Here is a 19014-nt window from a genome sequence, read left to right as displayed (position 1 = left end):
CGGACCGGCCCGGGCCTCGGCGGCGGCCCCCGCACGACACCCCGTACGAGCAGCAGCACCGACCACCCCCAGGGAGAGCGAGACCCGCGATGGCCCAGCCGCCCCTCCTTCGCGATGTCATCGACATCAAGGAGTCCATCTCCACCTCGGACTTCGTCCTGTCCCTCGCCGAGGCGACGACACCCGAGGGCGCCCGCAACGCCCTCAAGGACTACGTCGTCACCGAGCGGCTGCTGGAGAACTTCGACGAGGCGCTGGCGCTCATCAAATCGTCCCTCGACGGGCACCGGTCCAAGGCCGCCTACCTGCACGGCTCGTTCGGTTCCGGCAAGTCGCACTTCATGGCCGTGCTGTACGCGCTGCTCAGCGGCGACGCGTCCGCCCGTGTCCGTACCGAGTTCGACCCGGTGCTGACCAAGCACGAGTGGCTGACCACGGACGGCAAGCGGTTCCTGCTCGTGCCGTACCACATGCTCGGCGCGAAGGCCCTCGAACAGCGGGTGCTCGGCGGGTACGTCACGCACGTCAGGAAGCTGCACCCGGAGGCGCCGACCCCGCAGGTGTACCGGACCGACTCCCTCTTCGCCGACATCCGCGCCAACCGTGCCACCTACGGTGACGAGGCGGTCGTCCGCGGCCTGGGCGGCGGTGACGCGGACGACGACGAGACGGACGAGTGGGGTGAGGGCTTCGCCTGGACCGCGCAGCTCCTCGACACCGCCCTCGCCGCCGAGGAGAACCACGAGGGCGGCACCCCGCTCGACCTCCGCAACCCCTCCACCCCGGCCGAACTGCGCGCCAAACTGGTCAACGACGCGAGCACGAACCTCTTTCCCGGCTTCGCCAGGAACGCCACCGAGAACGAGCACGGCTTCGTCTCCCTGGACGCCGGTCTGTCCGTCATCGCCGAGCACGCCCAGTCGCTCGGCTACGACGGTCTGGTCCTGTTCCTGGACGAGCTGATCCTCTGGCTCGCGACCCTCATCCACGAGCAGAAGTTCGTGGCCCGCGAGGCCAGTAAGATCACGAACTTCGTGGAGGGCGGCGACGCCCGGCGCGCCATCCCCGTCGTGTCGTTCATCGCCCGCCAGCGCGACCTGCGGGAACTCGTCGGCGAAGAGGTGTCCGGCGCGGCGGAAGCCTCCATCCAGGACACCCTGAACCTGGCCTCCGGCCGGTTCGACAAGATCACCCTGGAGGACCGCAACCTCCCGCAGATCGCCCACGCGCGCCTCCTCAAGCCGAAGGACGCCGAGGCGGAACGGCTCGTCGACGCGGCCTTCGAGCAGACCAAGCGGGTCGGCACCCAGGTCTGGGACACCCTCCTCGGCTCGGAGAAGGGCACCACCGGCGCGGACGCGGAGTCGTTCCGGCTGACATACCCGTTCTCACCGGCGTTCATGGACACCCTGGTCCACATCTCGTCCGCGCTGCAGCGTTCCCGCACCGGTCTGAAACTGATGGGACAGCTGCTCGCCGACCACCGGGGCGAGCTCCGGCTCGGGCAGCTCATCCCGGTCGGCGACCTCTACCCGGTGATCGCGGCCGGCGGCGACAAGCCCTTCACCGACAGCCTCAAGGTCGTCTTCGAGGCCGCCGACAAGCTCTACAGGACCAAACTGCGGCCCTACCTGCTCAGCTCGTACGACATCACCGAGGACGACGTCGAGCAGTACCGCAACCGGCCCGAGTCCCTCACCGACCCGAAGCGGCTGGGCGGCTGCCGGATGTTCACCGGCGACAACCGGCTCGTGTGCACCCTGCTGCTGTCCGCGCTCGCGCCCAGCGTGCCCGCACTGTCCGAACTGACCATCCGGCGGCTCGGCGCGCTCAACCACGGGTCGGTCCTCGCCCCCATCCCGGGCGCCGAGGTCGGCATCATCAAGAACAAGGTCGCCGAATGGGCCGCCAGGTTCCCCGAGATCAAGGAGACCGGCACCGACGCCAACCCCGGCGTCCGCCTCGAACTCTCCGGCGTCGACGTGGACTCCGTCATCGCCAACGCCCAGGTCAACGACAACCCCGGCAACCGCGTCGCGCTCGCCCGCCGCCTGCTGTCCGAGGAACTGGGCGTCGAACACGGCCAGTTGAGCGACCAGCTCCACTTCACCTGGCGCGGCACCGCCCGCACCGCCGAGATCGTCTTCGGGAACGTCGCCGACGAGGACGAGCTGCCCGACCACGACCTGATGCCGCAGGAGGAGGGACGCTGGCGGATCGCCATAGACCTCCCCTTCGACGAGGGCGAGTGGGGACCGGTCGAGGACGTCAACCGCGTCCAGCGCCTGCGCGAGCGCCAGCAGGGCGAGCGGTCCCGCACCGTCGCCTGGCTGCCCGCGCACCTGTCCGCGCAGCGCTTCCAGGACTTCCGGCGCCTCGTCGTCATCGACAAGGCCCTCGCCGACGAGCACCGCTTCGACACCCAGTACGCCGGCCACCTCAACGCCGACAACCGCAGCCGCGCCAAGGGCCTCCTGGAAACCCAGCGCGAGGCTCTGCTCAAGCAGGTCAAGGGTGCCTTCAAGCAGGCGTACGGACTCGCCCAGAAGCAGGCCGCCGACGTCGTGCCCGACTTCGACGACCACCTCGTCGCACTGCCCGACGTCGACGGGCTCACCCTGTCCTTCGGGCAGAGCCTGCGCGACGGCATCCGGCACGTCGCGGGGAAGCTGCTCGTCCACCAGTACCCGGCCCACCCCGACCTCGACCCCGACGCCACCGGCACCGCCGTCAGGTCCGCCGACACCAAGAAGGTGTTCACCCACGTCCGGGCCGCCGCCGAGGCACGCGACGGGCGGGTGGAGGTCCCGGCCGCCGACCGCAGGCTCATGCAGCGCATCGCCGGACCGCTGCGCCTCGGGCAGCAGAAGGAGGCGTACTTCGAGCTGTCCCGGTACTGGCCCGACCACTTCCGGCAACTCGCCCGCTCCCAGGGCGTCACCGGGGACCTGTCCCTGATCACGCTCACCGACTGGACCGACCGGCCCGACCCGCGCGGCCTGCCCGACTTCCTCGCCCGGCTCGTCGTCGCCGCCTTCGCCGAGACGGACGACCGGGTGTGGGTGCGCGGCGGCACCGTCCTCGACCCCGCGCCCGAACTGTCCGCGATCAAGGACCACGACGCGCTGCGCAGCCAGCCGCTGCCCGCCGAATCCGACTGGGACACCGCACGCCAGCGCTTCGAGACGGTCTTCGGGGCGAAGCCGCCCGCGCTGCGGCGCGGCCGGATGGTCAACCAGTTCGCCCGCCAGATCATCGAGGCCGCCCGCACCCACCGGGACCACGCGGCCGACCTGGTGCACCAGCTGGAGGCCCACGCCTCCTTCCTCGGCCTCGACCAGACCGCCGGCACCGGACGGCTCGCCCTCGCCCGCCGCTCCCTGCAACTGCTGGACGCCCTCACGGCGGAGGCCGGCAAGGGCGCGGCCGGGGCGAAGAAGACCGTGGAGGCCCTCGCCTCCTTCGACCTGGGCGAGACCAGCGCCGACCGGTACGGCACCTCCGTCAAGAAGGCCCGCGCGGTCGCGGAGGCCGTCGCCTCCGCCCCCTGGAGCACCCTGGAACTCGCCGCCGGGCTCGGCCCCGAGGGCGAGGCACTGCTCGACTCGCTGCGCCACGTGGCCCGCGACGACCAGCGCACCGCCGACCTGCGCGACACGCTCGCCCGCACCCAGCGCGAGGTCGTCGCCCTGATCAAGCGCAGCCAGGCCGCCGCCACCCCGACGCCCGTACCCGTCGCGCCGCAGCCGACGGCCGGTGACCTGTCCCTGGACACGTCGACCAGCGACCCGCGCATCTCCTACACCCAGCCGCAGGAGACGCCCTCCGCGGCGAGCGGCAGCGGCAGCGGCACGGCGCGGAAGTCCGGAGGCCGCCGTACGACCGTGGTACGGGCCGCCGCCGACCTCCAGGCGGAGCTGTCCGAACTGGCTGCTCGCCACCCGAACGCGACCATCGAGATCACCTGGCAGGTCGTCGAATGACGGATACCGCCGTCGCCGCCGTCCCGGGCGCGGTCCGGCTGAACACCGCGACCGTCACCCAGTACCTGTCCTCGCAGTCCTCCCTCGCCGCCTCACTGACGGGGGACGTCGAGGGCAGGCGCCGGGTCGTGCTGCTGCGGTCCGCGCCCCAGTGGGACGGCCCCGCCCAACCCGTCTGGGGCGAGGGCCGTACGGCCGGTGTCTCGGTGGCGCCGTCGCCGCTCGCCGTCCACGAACTCGTCCTCGACCACCTTGCGGGCCGCCGTCCCGGCCCCGCGGTCCTGGTCGTCCTCACCGACCGGGAGCAGCACGAACTCGACCCGGCGATCCTCGCCCGCGTCCACAAGCTGCGCATCGACACGGTCGACAGCTGGGACGTCGTCCGTGAGGCGTTCGGCGCCCGGCAGATAGACCCCCGGCTCAAGGACGTCAACTGGGCCTCCGAGGCACTCCTCGACGCCACTCCGCCCACCACGGGCGGCTGGCCGCCCGTCCCCGGCGGCTGGCTGTCCCGCCAGTACGCCCTCACCGCGCTCGCCCAGCGCCGCCTGCGCCTGGGCCGCTACGACACCGAGGACGGCACGCGCCGCCCCGGCGACGACCGGCTCGACGCCCAGGCCCTGCTGCACTGGTCGACCCGGCCCGGCGCCCCCGAACGGCTCCTCGCCCTGCGCGGCCCCGAACGCTCCGGACTGGCCGCCTTCCTCGGCGAGGAGGACCAGGCAGGTCTCGCCGGCCGTGCCCTGCTCGCCCTCGTCGACGCCGAACGCGGCGCGGACGCCGCCGCCTTCGGCCTGGTGTGCGCGGCGCTGTGGCAGCATGCCGAGCCCGCCCCCGAGACCTACCGGGCCCGTGGTCGGGCCGAACGCTACTTCGGCGACCAGCCCCCGGTGGTCGGCGACCAGTTCGACGTCCTGGTGACCGTCTTCGGGCGGGCCGCCGAGGAGTACGTGACCACGCTGCCGGCGGCCGGACACCGCACCGGCGGCACCGACGCCGACCAGGCCCGGGAGGCGCGCCGCACCACCGGCACCGTGCTCGACCGGGCGTCCGCGCTGGCCCGCCGGTTCGGCGCGGAGCAGGCCGTGGCGGCGAGCCCCGTCCTGCGCGGCGGACTCGAGGCCCGGTTCACCGCCGTCGGCCGGGCCCTCGCGGCGGGCGACACGGCCGCCGTGACGGACGCCGTCCGCCGCCTGGAGGACCACCGGCTCGCCGCCGAGCCGGAAGAGTCCGCCCGTGTCGAACGCGCCCGCATGGGCCAGCGCCTCGCCCGCTGGCTGGCCACCGACCCGCCCGCCGACGCACCCACCGTCGCCGACGCCGTACAGCGGCACATCGCCGAGACCGGCTGGGCAGACCTCGCCCTGGAACACATCGAGGCCGGCGGCGACCCGGACCCCGCCCTCAAGGCCGCCTACGACGTCCTCGGCACCCGCGTCCGGGACCGGCGCCGGCAGATCGACGCGTCCTTCGCCCGCTCCCTGGCCTCCTGGACCCAGGCCGGCACCCAGCCCGGCTCCATGCTCACCGTCGAGACCTTCCTCGACCGCGTGGTCGGCCCGGCCGTGCGGCGCGGGGAGGAACGGCGGGTGCTGCTGCTCGTGCTCGACGGCATGAGCGCGGCCATCGCGAACGAACTCGGGGAGGAACTGCGCCGCTCCTGGGCCGAGTTCGACCCGCTGCCCGAAGGCAGTGCCCCGCACCGCCGGGCGATGGCCGCCGCCCTGCCCACCGTGACGGCCGTGTCCCGCACCTCACTCTTCGCGGGCACGCTGATGAAGGGCACCCAGGCCGACGAGAAGCGGCTCTTCCCCGCACTGAAGCTGTGGGGCGGAGCCCGGGCCGCCGTGTTCCACAAGGACGACCTGCGCACCGAGACCGCGGGCGAGACCTTCGGCCCGGCGCTCACGGAGGCGCTGGCCGACGGCAGGACCCACGTCGCCGTCGTCCTCAACGCCCTCGACGACCGGCTCGCCAAGGAGCAGAAACTCGGCGACGGCGCCTGGCGGACCGACGACGTGCCCGGCCTGCGCGACCTGCTGCGGGTGGCGGCCACCCAGGGCATGGCGGTCCTCGTCACCAGCGACCACGGCCACGTCGTCGACCGGCACGGCACGAAGGTCGACACCGCCGCCGACCCCGCGTCCGCCCGCCACCGCCTGCCCGGCGGCGGCCCGCTCGCCGAACACGAGATCGCCCTGTCCGGGCCGCGCGTGGTCTGGCCCGAGCCCGGCGCGTCCGTCGTCGCCCTGTGGGACGCCGACTCCCGCTACACCGCCCTCAAGGCCGGCTACCACGGAGGGGTGTCGCTCGCCGAGGTCACCATCCCGGTGCTGGCCTTCCTGCCGTTCGGTGCGGAGCCGCCCAAGGGGTGGCGGGAACTGGGCGACCAGCGGCCCGCCTGGTGGGCTGCGGAGGACACCGGGAAGACACCGCTGCCGGACGAGCACGCGGCTCGGCCGGTGACCGCAACGCCTCCCGCTCCCAAGAAGCCGACGGGCAAGGCCCAGAAGGAGCAGGCGGAAGTCGCCCGGATGCACGAGGCGCTCTTCGACGTGGCGCTGACCGCCGGGGGAGACGACGCCCTGCTCACCCCGACCGTCGTCTCCCGCACCGAGACGCTGGTGACGGCACTGCTCGACTCGGAGACGTACCGGGCGCAGCTCGGCGGCCTGGCCCGCAAGCCGCAGCAGGAACAGGTCCACCAGGCGCTCGCCGCCCTGCTGGACGCGGGCGGCACCCTGCCCGTGACCGCGCTCGCCCAGCGCGTCGGCATGCCCGTCACCCGGGGCGACGGCTTCGCCGCCGTCCTGCGGCAACTCCTCAACTACGACGGCGTGCAGGTCCTGGAGACCCTGCCGGACGGCCGCACCCTGCGGCTCCACGAGGCTTTGCTGCGCGAGCAGTTCGCCCTCGGAGCGGGCTGAGGACACGACTCGGGGTGCCTCCGGAGCTTGTGCCCGGAGGCACCCCGAGTGCGCCCGTCGTCAGACGGTGATCTCGCACAGCGGAAACCGAGGTGAGGCGCTGCTGCCCGTCCAGCAGCAGGAGGTCGGCCTCCGGGTCACCGTCCGGCCGGGCACCGGTGAGGGTCCGGGAGCGGAACCGGGTGGCGCCGCCGGTCTGCAGCGTCATCACGACGCCGAGCGGGTAGTCCAGCGTGACCGTCGCGATGATCGCCCGGATCCGGTCGTCGTCCCACTTCCAGTTCCGCTGGAAGTCGGGCAGTTGTAAGGAACCCGAGGCGACGTCCGCCAGGACGTCCTTGAGCTTCACGTTGTCGAGCGCCGCCATGTGACTCCACTTCCCGCCTTGTTGCCTGTACGGAGAGTGATTCCAGCAGTGCTCTGTCGTGACGGTCAAGCCGGTTCGCAGAGAAACGGGATCACCGCGCCGCCGGTGCCCGGCCGACAGACGGGACAGGTGCACCACGACGCGGCGCGCAACGTCGGGCGTTGCGACCCGGATGACCAACTGGACCCCGTGACCCTTCGCCGAGGCGCTGAACCACGGGGAGATGGAACACTGGCCCCCGTGAGCACCACCGGATCCAAGCGCCACGCCCAGGTCAGCGCGGCCCGCCGCCGTACCGTCGTCGACGCCCTGCGCCGCGGGGCCGTGCCCGAGAGCGGGCTCGACCTGCTCGCCACCGGGCTCGACCGGTTCGAGGCAGCCCTCGACGCGGAACTGGACGCCGTCGCGTCCGGCGGGTCCGTGTTCAAGGCCGTGCGCGGTGAGTACGGGTCCGGCAAGACGTTCTTCACGCGCTGGCTGGGGGAGCGGGCCAAGCGCCGCACCTTCGCCGTGGCCGAGATCCAGGTCTCCGAGAACGAGACGCCGCTGCACAAACTGGAGACCGTCTACCGGCGGCTCACCGAGCGCCTCACCACCTCCAGCTTCCCGCCCAGCGCCCTGCGCCCGGTCGTGGACGCCTGGTTCTACGCCCTGGAGGAGGACGTCCTCGCGGCCGGAGCGACCGAGGACGATCTGCCCGGCGAGGTGGAGAAGCTGCTCGTCGCGCGGCTCGCCGAAGTCTCCCGGCACGCCCCGTCCTTCGCCACCGCCCTGCGCGGCTACCGGGCCGCCCTCGCCGACGGCGACGAGGCGACCGCCGCGGCCGTACTGGCATGGCTCGGCGGCCAGCCGCACGTCGCCGCCTCCGCCCGTCGGGCCGTCGGGGTGCGCGGCGACCTCGACCACTTCGGCGCCCTCGGCTTCCTGCAGGGCCTGCTCACCGTGCTGCGCGACTCCGGGCACACCGGGCTCTTCGTCGTCCTCGACGAGGTGGAGACGCTCCAGCGGGTCCGCTCCGACGCACGAGACAAGGCGCTCAACGCGCTGCGGCAGCTCATCGACGAGGTGCACTCCGGCCGCTTCCCCGGCCTGTACCTCGTCATCACCGGCACACCCGCCTTCTACGACGGCCAGCAGGGCGTCCAGCGCCTGGCACCGCTCGCCCAGCGGCTCGCCACCGACTTCACCACCGACCCGCGCTTCGACAACCCCCGCGCGGTGCAGATCCGGCTGCCCGGCTTCACCCAGGAGTCCCTGGTCGGCCTCGGCGCCACCATCCGGGACCTGTACGCGGACGCCGCCACATCGCCCGAGCGCGTGCGGGCGGTCGTCGACGACGCCTACGTCGCCGACCTCGCGCGGGCCGTCGGCGGAGCGTTGGGCGGAAAGGTCGGCGTGGCGCCCCGGCTGTTCCTGAAGAAGCTCGTCGGGGACGTGCTCGACCGCGTGGACCAGTTCGACGACTTCGACCCCCGGCAGCACTACAGGCTGACGGTCGCGAGCAGCGAACTCACCGATGTGGAAAGGAACCTGGCCGCCACGGTCGTCGGCGGACCCGCGTCCGCCGACGCCATCGACCTGGAGCTGTGATGGCGGACGCGGACGGCCCGGCCGGGGCGGAGCCGGCCGGGGGAGAGGCCGACGTGCTCGACCGGCTCGACCCCGTCGTCCTGCACCATATCGTCAACACCCTCGGCTGGCCCGATCTGCGCCCCCTGCAGCGGGCGGCGGTCACCCCGCTCATGGACGGCGAGGACGCCGTCCTGCTGGCCCCGACGGCCGGCGGCAAGACCGAGGCGGCCTGCTTCCCGCTGCTGTCGGCGATGGCCGAACACCGGTGGACCGGCACCTCGGTGCTGTACCTGTGCCCTCTGAAGGCACTCCTCAACAACCTGGTCGTCCGCGTCGACACCTACGCCCAGTGGCTGGGACGACGCGCCGCCCTCTGGCACGGCGACACCAAGGAGTCGCAGCGGCAGCGCATCCGCACCGAGGCGCCGGACGTCCTGCTGACCACGCCCGAGTCGCTCGAGGCGATGCTGATCGGTGTCAAGACCGACCACGCGCGGCTGCTGGGCGGCGTACGGGCCGTCGTCGTCGACGAGGTGCACGCCTTCGCGGGCGACGACCGGGGCTGGCACCTGCTGGCCGTGCTCGAACGGCTGGAGCGGGTCACCGGCCGCCCTATCCAGCGTGTCGGGCTCTCGGCGACCGTCGGCAACCCCGAGCACCTGCTGCGCTGGCTGCAGGGCGCGGGCGCGGGGACCCGTGCCGGGCAGGTCGTGGCCCCAGGGGTTCGGTTCCCGGCGTCCGACGGGGCAGGCGACGGCGACCCGACCGCCGCGGAGCAGACTTCCAGGCCGGCGGGTGACGTGGAACTGGACTACGTGGGGTCCCTGGACAACGTCGCGAAACTCATCGCGGCGCTGCACCGGGGCGAGAAACGCCTCGTCTTCTGCGACTCGCGGGCACAGGTCGAACAGCTGGGCGCGGCTCTGCGGGCCCGTGAGGTGACCGTGTTCCTCTCCCACGCCTCCCTCTCCATCGACGAACGCAACCGCTCCGAGCAGGCGTTCGCAGAAGCCCGCGACTGCGTCATCGTCTCCACATCCACCCTCGAACTCGGCATCGACGTCGGCGACCTGGACCGCGTCATCCAGATCGACTCACCCGCCTCCGTCGCCTCGTTCCTGCAGCGCCTCGGCCGCACCGGCCGACGTGCGGACACGGTACGCAACTGCCTGTTCCTCACCACCCGCAAGGACTCACTGCTGCAGGCGGCGGGCTTGCTGCTGCTGTGGTCGCGGGGGTGGGTGGAACCCGTCCTCCCACCACCCGAGCCGCGTCACCTCGTGGCCCAGCAGCTCCTCGCCGTCACCCTGCAACAGCACAAGCTGGGCGATCAGTTGTGGGACCGGGAATGGAACGGTCTCACCCCCTTCGACCGGTCGGCGGAGCCCATCCTGCGCCACCTCACCGAAGAGGGCTTCCTCGACACCGACGGCGGCCTCCTGTTCGTCGGCCCGGAGGCGGAACGCCGCTTCGGCAGACGCCACTTCATCGAACTCACCGCGTCCTTCACCGCGCCACCGCAGTTCACCGTCCTGTCCGGACGCACCGAGATCGGCCGAACCGACCCGAGCGTCCTCACCGAGGAACGCCCCGGCCCACGGCGCCTGCTGCTCGGCGGACGGAGCTGGCAGGTCACGTACATCGACTGGCTGCGCAAACGCGTCTTCGTCGAGCCCGCCGACGGCGGCGGCGTCGCCAAGTGGATGAGCGGCGGCATCGCCGGACTTTCCTACGCCCTCACCCGCGCCATGCGAGAGGTACTGCTGGGCACGGACCCACCCGTCGTCCTCACCCGACGCGCCGAGGCGTACCTCGCCGAACAGCGCGAGACCGACGCACCCGACACCGTGCACCCCCACACCACACTGGTGACCCGCGTCGGCAGCGACGTCCGCTGGTGGACCTGGGCCGGCTACCGCGCCAACGCCACCCTCGCGGCCACGCTGCAGTCGGTCGCCGACCCCCTGCAACGCCCCACCGACTGCTGGCTGCGCCTGCGCGAGGACCTCACCCCGGCCGACTGGCACGCGGCCCGGGAGAACGTCGGTGCGAACCTCGTCCTGCCCGACGTCGACCCCCGCGCCGTACGCGGACTGAAGTTCTCCGCCGCCCTCCCCGAACGCCTCGCCGTCGCCACGGTGGCGGCCCGGCTGGCCGACTTCCAGAGCGCCCGCGCGGTGTTGTCGCAGCCCGTACGGCTCGTCGGTTTGAGCGGTTCCGCCTGAGAACCGAGAGCCCGGTGTCCCGCGGGGCGTGAAGCAGACCCCGGCGGGACCGTTCACACGCCCGACCACGCCCGGAGCCCGACCATGCCTGTGCCCGCAGCGGAGAAAGACACCCGCAAGGTCCGGACGGCCGTCGCGGGATCTTCCGCCACCGACCACCCGGTCTGGCGGAGAGGGAGTGGGCCATCTCCCTTCCCTGCCCGCACCCCTCTCCCCGAAGGAGACGGTGTCCCGTGGTGTAGGTGTAGGTGTAGGTGTAGGTGTAGGTGTAGGTGTAGCGGATCACATTCCGCTTAGAGGCGCCGCCACCGATGGCCAGTGCGTTGGTGTCCGAGGGGCGGGAGATACAGGATCGGCGAGACGGACACGATGTCGACGCCCGGATGCTGCTGGCGCAGATCGTTCGCGATGTCCGCAATGGAGTCCGCGAGGTCCGTTTTGGACAGGATCGCCGACTCTGCTGCTCAATTCGGGGGAGGGGCACGCACCGCGTCCGAGAGGGGCCGGCCGGGGCCGGACCGCTTCCTCGCGAGGCCCGTTCCCTGCGCCCCGTCGACGGGCCGGCGTCACTCTCCGCAATCGAGCAGCAGAGTCGGTCATCTCATCAAAGCGTGACCCCTGTGCGTGCGACAGGGGTCACAGTTCCGGACACCGGGGTGTCACAAGCGGGGCGGGGAGGCAGCGGGGAGACGCGGATCCAGAAGCGGCCGCTCGCGGTTCGTCGATTCCCTCGGTCCGTGCTCGGAGAAGAGGGGACACCGCTACAGGGGCAGGGCCGGGGGGGGGTGGCGCCCTACGGGATGCTTCCGTCCGAGGGCGGGTTTCCGGATCCGGTCAGCAGGCGCAGGAGGTGCGTGCAGGCCGATTCCTCCCGCGTGTGCCGGGTGACGGTCTCCCAGGTGCCTCGTTCGTAGGCGCCGGTCTCCCACGTGTCCGGGGCCGTGCGGGAGCGGCGCAGGTAGAGGAAGTCGGTCGGCAGAGGAGAGGGCTCGTGCACGCCCTCGATGTAGTAGTGGCCGTCCCGCACGCCCAGGGCGCGCAGGACGGTGCGCAGCGTGCCGCGGTTCACCGGCAGGCCGGGGTCAGCCCGCGGCGTGAGCGAGGTAGCCGTTGTCCAGGAGCCATTTGACGTTCAGACGCTCGCCGTCGCCCGGGGTGAGCAGAGCGGGGTCGAGCTTGATCTGCTGCCCGCCACCGGGCTGTTCGAACCAGGGGGTGATTCCGCCCTGCCAGACGGCGAAGGGCTGCGTGACGGTGTAGCGGTGGTAGTCGCACGGGTGGGCCGGCTCACGGGTGTTGAGGTTCTGCGGCGGCAGCGCCCGCTGGGCGTAGGGGTCGCCGGCGGGGGCCAGGTAGGAACCGTACTCGGAACCGAAGCGGTCCAGGTCCTCACCCGGCTCCAGGACCTCCACGTGCTTGTCGACCTCCCCGTTGACCTCGGCGAACCCGTCGTTGGGCGGGTACTTCCATCCCGCCGGGCCCTCAGGATCCTCGTCCTTCCAGTACTTGGCCAGGAACGCGCCGGGGGAGAGGTCACCGGTGCGCCGGTAGTCCTTCAGCAGCGGTCCCACCGGAGCCTCCCAGGGGCGGGGCAGGGTCTTCGGACCCAGCCGGGCATCACCCCGGTACGCGCCGGTGCACGGGGCCGGACGCGACACCGGACGCGGTGCTGCTTGCTCCGTCCGGTGGTATTCCTCGGCCGCCGGGGGCGTGGGAGGTGCGGGGGTGGACGCGGTCGCGGTCGCCGGGGGCAGTGCGGCTGCGAAGGCCAGGGACAGCGCGGACAGGGCGGCGTGTGAGCGGTTCTTCACGTCTCTCGTACTCCGGTGTTCTTCGTCGGGGCGCCCCGGCTCGTACGAGGCCACCTGCCGGGGCGCGCTGGGGAAGGTGAACAGCGACGGTGGCGCACACCGTGGCCGACGCCATCCGGCGTCGGCCACGGCCCGGCTTCCACCGTCAGGAGGTGGCCGTCACGGCCGTTTCGGCGTGAAGATCAACGATCGTGTGGCGGCAAGGACACGCGTTCTCGTGACCGGAGACACGGAGAGGCGGAGAAAAACCACCCGAACCACCCGGTCGCGAGCGTGGAGGTGCGCACTGCGGCTGCCGACCGCACGATGGGCCGTGTCGCCGACCGGCACACCGGTCGGCACCGGCCGGATGCGAAGGAGGCCCGCGGTGGGCGAGCTGTACATCGACGGCGAGTGGACCCGGGCCGCGGCCGGCGGGCAGCGGGAGGTGGTCAACCCGTACGACGCCTCCGTCGTCACCACCGTCGACGAGGCGGACGCCACCGACGTGGACCGCGCGGTGCGCGCCGCCCGGCGTGCCTTCGACGAGGAGGAGTGGGCGAACGCCCCCACCCGCCACCGCGCCGACCTCCTGCTGCGCGTCCACGACCTGCTGCTGCGCGACAGGGACGAGATCGCCCGCACCGAGACCCTCGACACCGGCAAGACGCTCACCGAGGCCCGCATCGACGTGGAGGACGTGGCGAACGCCTTCCGCTACTTCGCCGAACTCGCGGGCAAGGACGGCGGCCGGGTCGTGGACGTCGGCCCGGACGTCCTCAGCCGCGTCGTCTACCAGCCGGTCGGGGTGTGCGCGCTCATCGCGCCCTGGAACTATCCGCTGCTGCAGGCCTCGTGGAAGGTGGCGCCGGCGCTGGCCGCCGGCAACACCTTCGTCCTCAAACCCAGCGAGACCACACCGCTCACCACGATCGCCATGATCCGGCTGATCGAGGAGGCCGGCGCACCTCCCGGCGTCGCCAACCTGGTGCTCGGCTCGGGGGCGACCGTCGGCGCCGCCCTGACGGATCACCCCGAGGTCGACCTGGTGTCCTTCACCGGTGGTCTGGCCACCGGACGCGCCATCATGGCCGCCGCCGCCCGCGGGCCGAAGAACATCGCCCTGGAACTGGGCGGCAAGAACCCCAACATCGTCTTCGAGGACGCCGACTTCGCCGCCGCCGTGGACTACGCGCTGGACGCCGCCTTCCTGCACTCCGGGCAGGTCTGCTCCGCCGGCTCACGGCTGCTGGTCCAGGACTCCCTGCACGACCGGTTCGTGGACGCCCTCGCCCAGCGCGCCCGGGCGATCCGCCTCGGCAACGGCATGGAGGAGGGCACCGAGAGCGGCCCCCTCAGCTCCGCCGAGCACCGGGAGAAGGTCGAACGCCACATCGCCGCCGCCAGGGAGGAGGGCGCACGGCTCGTCACCGGCGGCACCCGCCCCGACGACCCGGCGCTGAGCCACGGCTTCTTCCTCCTGCCGACCGTCTTCGCCGACTGCGACCGGTCCATGAGCATCGTCCAGGAGGAGGTCTTCGGACCGGTCGTCACCGTCGAGCGCTTCCGCACCGAGGACGAGGCGGTGGAACTCGCCAACGACACCCGCTACGGCCTGGCCGGTGGTCTGTGGACCTCCGACGCGAGCCGTGCCCAGCGCGTCGCCCAGCGGCTGCGGCACGGCACCGTGTGGATCAACGACTTCCACCCCTACGTGCCGCAGGCCGAGTGGGGCGGTTTCGGCCGCTCCGGCGTCGGGCGCGAGCTGGGCCCCACCGGGTTGCGCGAATACCAGGAGGCCAAGCACATCTACCAGAACCTGGCCCCCGCACCCTCCGGCTGGTTCAAGGGCTGACCGGGTGCAGCGCACTGTCCGCCCGCCGCCCGCCGCCCGCCGCCCCTCTCCCCCTGTCCGCCCGTCCCGACGGCTGCCGAGGAAAGGCATCCCATGGCCCCCATCACCCCGCACGGCGCCGAGTCCGCCTACGACTACGTCATCGTCGGCGGCGGCACCGCAGGCTGTGTGCTCGCCGCCCGCCTGAGCGAGGACCCCGACTGCCGCGTCTGCGTCATCGAGGGCGGCCCCAGCGACGTCGGAGACGACCGCATCCTGCGCCTGCGCAACTGGATCAACCTGCTCGGCTCGGAGTTCGACTACGGCTACACCACCGTCGAGCAGCCGCGCGGCAACTCCCACATCCTGCACTCACGTGCCCGCGTCCTGGGAGGCTGCTCCTCCCACAACACGCTGATCAGCTTCCTGCCCCTGCCGCAGGACCTCGACGACTGGGTGGCCCACGGCTGCACCGGCTGGGACCCGGCGACGATCCTTCCCTACCGCGACCGGCTGCTCACCAAGATCGTCCCGGTGGCCGAGGCCGACCGCAACCCCATCGCCAAGGACTTCGTCACCGCCGCCTCCCGGGCCACCGGAGTCCCCGTCGTCGACGACTTCAACGCCGAGCCCTTCGCCGACGGCACCGGCTTCTTCTCCCTGGCCTACGAGCCGGAGGGCAACCTGCGCTCCTCCGCCTCCGTCGCCTACCTCCACCCCGTCCTGGACCGTCCCAACCTCACCCTCCTCCTGGAGACCTGGGCCCACCGGCTGCTCGACGACGAGTCGGGGAGGCCGACCCGCGTCGCCGTCCGCGGCGCCGACGGCGAGCCCGCCACCGTGCGCGCCGAACGAGAACTCCTGCTGTGCGCCGGCGCCGTCGACACCCCGCGGCTGCTGATGCTGTCCGGCATCGGCCCGGCCGACGACCTGCGCCGCCTGGGCATCAACGTGCGGGCCGACCTGCCCGGCGTGGGGGAGAACCTGCTGGACCACCCCGAGTCCGTGATCGTCTGGGAGACCGACGGCCCGCTGCCGCCCAACTCCGCGATGGACTCCGACGCCGGCCTGTTCCTGCGCAGGGAGGCCGGCCAGCCGCGCCCGGACCTGATGTTCCACTTCTACCAGGTGCCGTTCACCGTCAACACCGAACGGCTGGGCTACCCCGTTCCGGAACACGGGGTGTGCATGACGCCGAACGTGCCACGTGCCCGCTCCACCGGCCGGATGTGGCTGCGCAGCGCCGACCCGACCGAACATCCCGCCCTGGACTTCCGGTACTTCACCGACCCCGAGGGTCACGACGAACGCACCATCGTGGAGGGGCTCAAGATCGCCCGCGAGATCGCGGCGACCGACCCCCTGAGCAGCTGGCTCGTCCGCGAGGTCGCGCCCGGCCCGGACGTCACCTCCGACGCCGGCCTGTCGGAGTACGGGCGCCGCGCGGCGCACACCGTCTACCACCCGGCGGGCACCTGCCGCATGGGTGCCGCGGACGATCCGGTGGCCGTCTGCGACCCCGAGTTGAGGCTGCGCGGCGTCGAGGGCGTGCGCATCGTCGACGCGTCGGTGTTTCCGACGATGCCCACCATCAACCCGATGGTGACCGTCCTGCTCGCCGCCGAACGCGCCGCCGACCTGCTCACCGGCCGCTCCGGGCCCGCCGGGGGAGCGGGGCGGTGACCCGTCCACAGCCGTCCGCACCCCGGGAACGCGCCCCGGAACCGACGATCGAGGCGCCCCCGTCCCGCCGGTGCCGGACGGCGACAGGACATCACCAGGAGACTGTCTCACCACCCACACCACAGCGAGTCCGGACACCGACGAGAGGTCTCCCGCGCTCCGAGCGCGCCGTGGCAGTAACCGCCGGCCGCCGCGAGCCGACGTCCTGACCCCCGACCAAGGAGGAAAACGGCCGTGTCGACTGCAGGAGACAAGGGCATCGGAACAGCACCGGAGGAACCTGCGGAGGAATCCGGGCCGACGGGCACGGGCACGCTCAAACCCGTGGTCTTCTACGGATCGGCCGTGCTGATCCTCGCGATCTCGATCTGGGCGATCATCACGCCCTCCGGTGCGGAATCGGTCATCGGAGTGGCGGTCGACAAGATCTCCTCGTGGTTCGGCTGGTACTACTTCCTCGCCGCGACCCTGTACCTGGCGTTCGTCGTCTTCATCGGCGTCTCCAAGTACGGCACGGCCAAGCTGGGGCCCAAGCACTACAAGCCCGACTACGGCCTCTTCGCATGGGCGGCGATGCTGTTCGCGGCGGGCATCGGCATCGACCTGATGTTCTTCTCGGTCGCCGGACCCGTCAGCCACTACCTCGTGCCACCGGAGGGCGATCCGGAGACGGTCGAGGCCGCCCGGCAGGCGGTGGTGTGGACCCTGTTCCACTACGGCATCACCGGCTGGGCCATGTACGCGCTGATGGGTATGGCGCTCGGCTACTTCGCCTTCCGGTACCGGCTGCCGCTCGCGATCCGCTCCGCGCTCTATCCGATCATCGGCCGCCGGATCCACGGACGGATCGGTGACGCCGTCGACCTGGCTGCCATCCTCGGCACCGTGTTCGGCATCTCCGTGTCGCTCGGCATCGGCGTGGTGCAGCTGAACTACGGACTGAAGGTCCTCTTCGACGTACCGGAGGGGCTTCCCGCGCAGATCGGCCTGATCGCCGTGGCGGTGGTGATGGCCACGGTGTCCGCGGTGGCCGGTGTGGACAAGGGTATCCGCCGGCTGTCGCAGCTCAACGTCCTGCTGGCCGTCCTGCTGATGCTCTTCATCCTGGTCGTGGGCGAACCGTTCCGGCTGCTCAACTCCCTCGTCCAGAACGTCGGGGACTACGTCAGCCGCTTCCCCTCGATGACCCTGAACACCTTCGCCTACGACCAGCCCACCGAGTGGCTGGACGCGTGGACGCTCTTCTTCTGGGCCTGGTGGATCGCCTGGGCGCCGTTCGTCGGGCTGTTCCTGGCCCGCATCTCCCGGGGCCGCACCCTGCGCCAGTTCGTCGCGGCGACGCTGATCATCCCGTTCCTCTTCACCGGCCTCTTCCTGGCTGTCTTCGGCAACAGCGCCCTGTTCCTGGTGCGCGACGGGAACACCGAGTTCGGCGAAACGGCCATGAACGCCCCCGAGCAGGGCTTCTACGGACTGCTGGACCAGTACCCGGGCGCCCTGTTCAGCGCCGGACTCGCCACGTTCGTCGGGCTGCTGCTGTACGTCACCTCCGCCGACTCCGGGGCCCTGGTCATGGGCAACCTCAGCGCGGATCTTCCCACCCCGGTGACCGACGCGGCCCCGTGGCTGCGCATCTTCTGGGCGGTGACGACAGGGCTGCTGACCCTCGCCATGCTCCTCGTGGGCGGTGTGCAGGCGCTCACCGACGCCACCATCATCATGGGGCTGCCCTTCTCCTTCGTCATGTTCCTGATCATGGCGGGCCTCTATCTGGCGCTGCGCACCGAACGGATGCGGGCGGAGGCGCTGACCACCACGCTGCCGGCGTCGCTCTCCGGGCGTACCACGCTGCAGGGCCCGCCGGGGGCACGCAACTGGCGGCACCGGCTGGCGCGGGTGATGGCGTTCCCCGGCCGGCGGGCGGCCACCAGGTTCGTCGACGAGGTGGGCCGCCCCGCCTTCCAGGAGGTCGTCCAGGAACTGCGGGAACAAGGGGCGGAAGCGGAACTCCTGGAAGGGGTCGACGAGGGCAACGGCCTTACGCACGTCGGCCTCAAGGTGCCGAGCGGCCCGAGCGACGAATTCGTCTACCAGATCTGGCCCGTGGAGTTGCCGACGCCCACGTTCGCCACCAAGTCGGTCAGCACCCACGACACCTATGTACGCTTCGAGGTCCAACTCGCCGAGGGCAACCAGGGGTACGACGTGATGGGCTACACCAAGGAACAGCTCATCGCCGACAGCCTCGACCAGTACGAGCGGTACCTGGAGTTCCTGCGGCTGCACCACGAGGCGGCGGCCGGGTCGGCTTTCCCCGACCACCGTCCGGACGCGCCGGAGGCACACCTGCCGGAGTAGACCCGTCCCCGGGCGGCGTCCTTGCGTGATCCGGCCGCCCGCTACCGGGCGGCCGGATCACAGGTCGGCGCCGCCGCCCTGCCCGGCGTCGTCCGGCCGGAACGGACCGGCCCGGCGAACAACCGCCTGTCCGTCGAGCGCGGCAACCCCGGGCGCGCGCTCAGCGGTCGACCGTCCGGCGCCGACGCCGGCGTGACGTTCACCCGGCGACGGCGACGGCGACGGCGACGGCGACGGCGACTACGGTGTCGGCGTCGAGGAGCGGCGGCGGACGA

Annotated in this window: 9 protein-coding genes and 1 pseudogene; 7 read left to right on the top strand and 3 right to left on the bottom strand. The window is 72.1% G+C overall.

Annotated elements, in window-relative coordinates; translation table 11 throughout:
- Positions 1-89: 89 nt before the first annotated feature.
- Positions 90-3983 (top strand): BREX-2 system ATPase PglY, encoded by a 3894-nt coding sequence (pglY, locus tag HUV60_RS03255; RefSeq protein WP_042176278.1) that lies wholly within the window; start codon positions 90-92, stop codon positions 3981-3983.
- Entirely contained in the window at positions 3980-6910 is a 2931-nt protein-coding gene (gene pglZ / locus HUV60_RS03250; protein WP_257852394.1) for a BREX-2 system phosphatase PglZ, read from the top strand. Before pglY ends, pglZ begins: the two co-directional genes overlap by 4 nt.
- 85 nt (positions 6911-6995) lie before the next feature.
- Here the strand turns inward: pglZ and HUV60_RS33525 are convergent.
- Positions 6996-7277, bottom strand: a pseudogene (locus HUV60_RS33525) (GmrSD restriction endonuclease domain-containing protein); the annotation flags it as partial.
- 240 nt (positions 7278-7517) lie between these two features.
- Here HUV60_RS33525 and brxD point away from each other — a divergent pair.
- The gene (gene brxD / locus HUV60_RS03240; protein ID WP_257852396.1) at positions 7518-8867 is read left to right on the top strand and encodes a BREX system ATP-binding protein BrxD; all 1350 of its coding nucleotides are present in this window, start codon (positions 7518-7520) and stop codon (positions 8865-8867) included.
- The gene (locus HUV60_RS03235; RefSeq protein WP_257852398.1) at positions 8867-11074 is read left to right on the top strand and encodes a DEAD/DEAH box helicase; all 2208 of its coding nucleotides are present in this window, start codon (positions 8867-8869) and stop codon (positions 11072-11074) included. The genes brxD and HUV60_RS03235 overlap by 1 nt, the downstream gene beginning before the upstream one ends.
- 793 nt (positions 11075-11867) lie before the next feature.
- On the opposite strand, the gene HUV60_RS03230 is transcribed toward HUV60_RS03235, so the two are convergent.
- Complete coding sequence (locus tag HUV60_RS03230) at positions 11868-12143, bottom strand: hypothetical protein (RefSeq protein WP_257852399.1); 276 nt, start codon at positions 12141-12143, stop codon at positions 11868-11870.
- Positions 12144-12156: 13 nt separating this feature from the next.
- Entirely contained in the window at positions 12157-12885 is a 729-nt protein-coding gene (locus HUV60_RS03225; protein ID WP_257852400.1) for a TNT domain-containing protein, read from the bottom strand.
- Between the two features lie 367 nt (positions 12886-13252).
- On the opposite strand from HUV60_RS03225, the gene HUV60_RS03220 reads away from it, so the two are divergent.
- The 3 genes from HUV60_RS03220 to betT all read left to right on the top strand — a co-directional run bounded on the left by HUV60_RS03220 (position 13253) and on the right by betT (position 18739).
- On the top strand, positions 13253-14719 hold the full coding sequence (locus HUV60_RS03220; protein ID WP_257852401.1) for an aldehyde dehydrogenase family protein: 1467 nt from the start codon (positions 13253-13255) through the stop codon (positions 14717-14719).
- Between the two features lie 93 nt (positions 14720-14812).
- Complete coding sequence (locus tag HUV60_RS03215) at positions 14813-16381, top strand: GMC family oxidoreductase (RefSeq protein ID WP_257852402.1); 1569 nt, start codon at positions 14813-14815, stop codon at positions 16379-16381.
- A 234-nt stretch (positions 16382-16615) separates the two neighbouring features.
- Complete coding sequence (betT, locus tag HUV60_RS03210) at positions 16616-18739, top strand: choline BCCT transporter BetT (RefSeq protein WP_269441109.1); 2124 nt, start codon at positions 16616-16618, stop codon at positions 18737-18739.
- Positions 18740-19014 lie beyond the last annotated feature (275 nt).

Origin of the sequence: Streptomyces sp. KMM 9044 (assembly GCF_024701375.2) — a bacterium.
Classification (GTDB): domain Bacteria; phylum Actinomycetota; class Actinomycetes; order Streptomycetales; family Streptomycetaceae; genus Streptomyces.
Note: the sequence above shows the minus strand (reverse complement) of the source record. Positions and strands in the feature narration are given on the sequence as shown.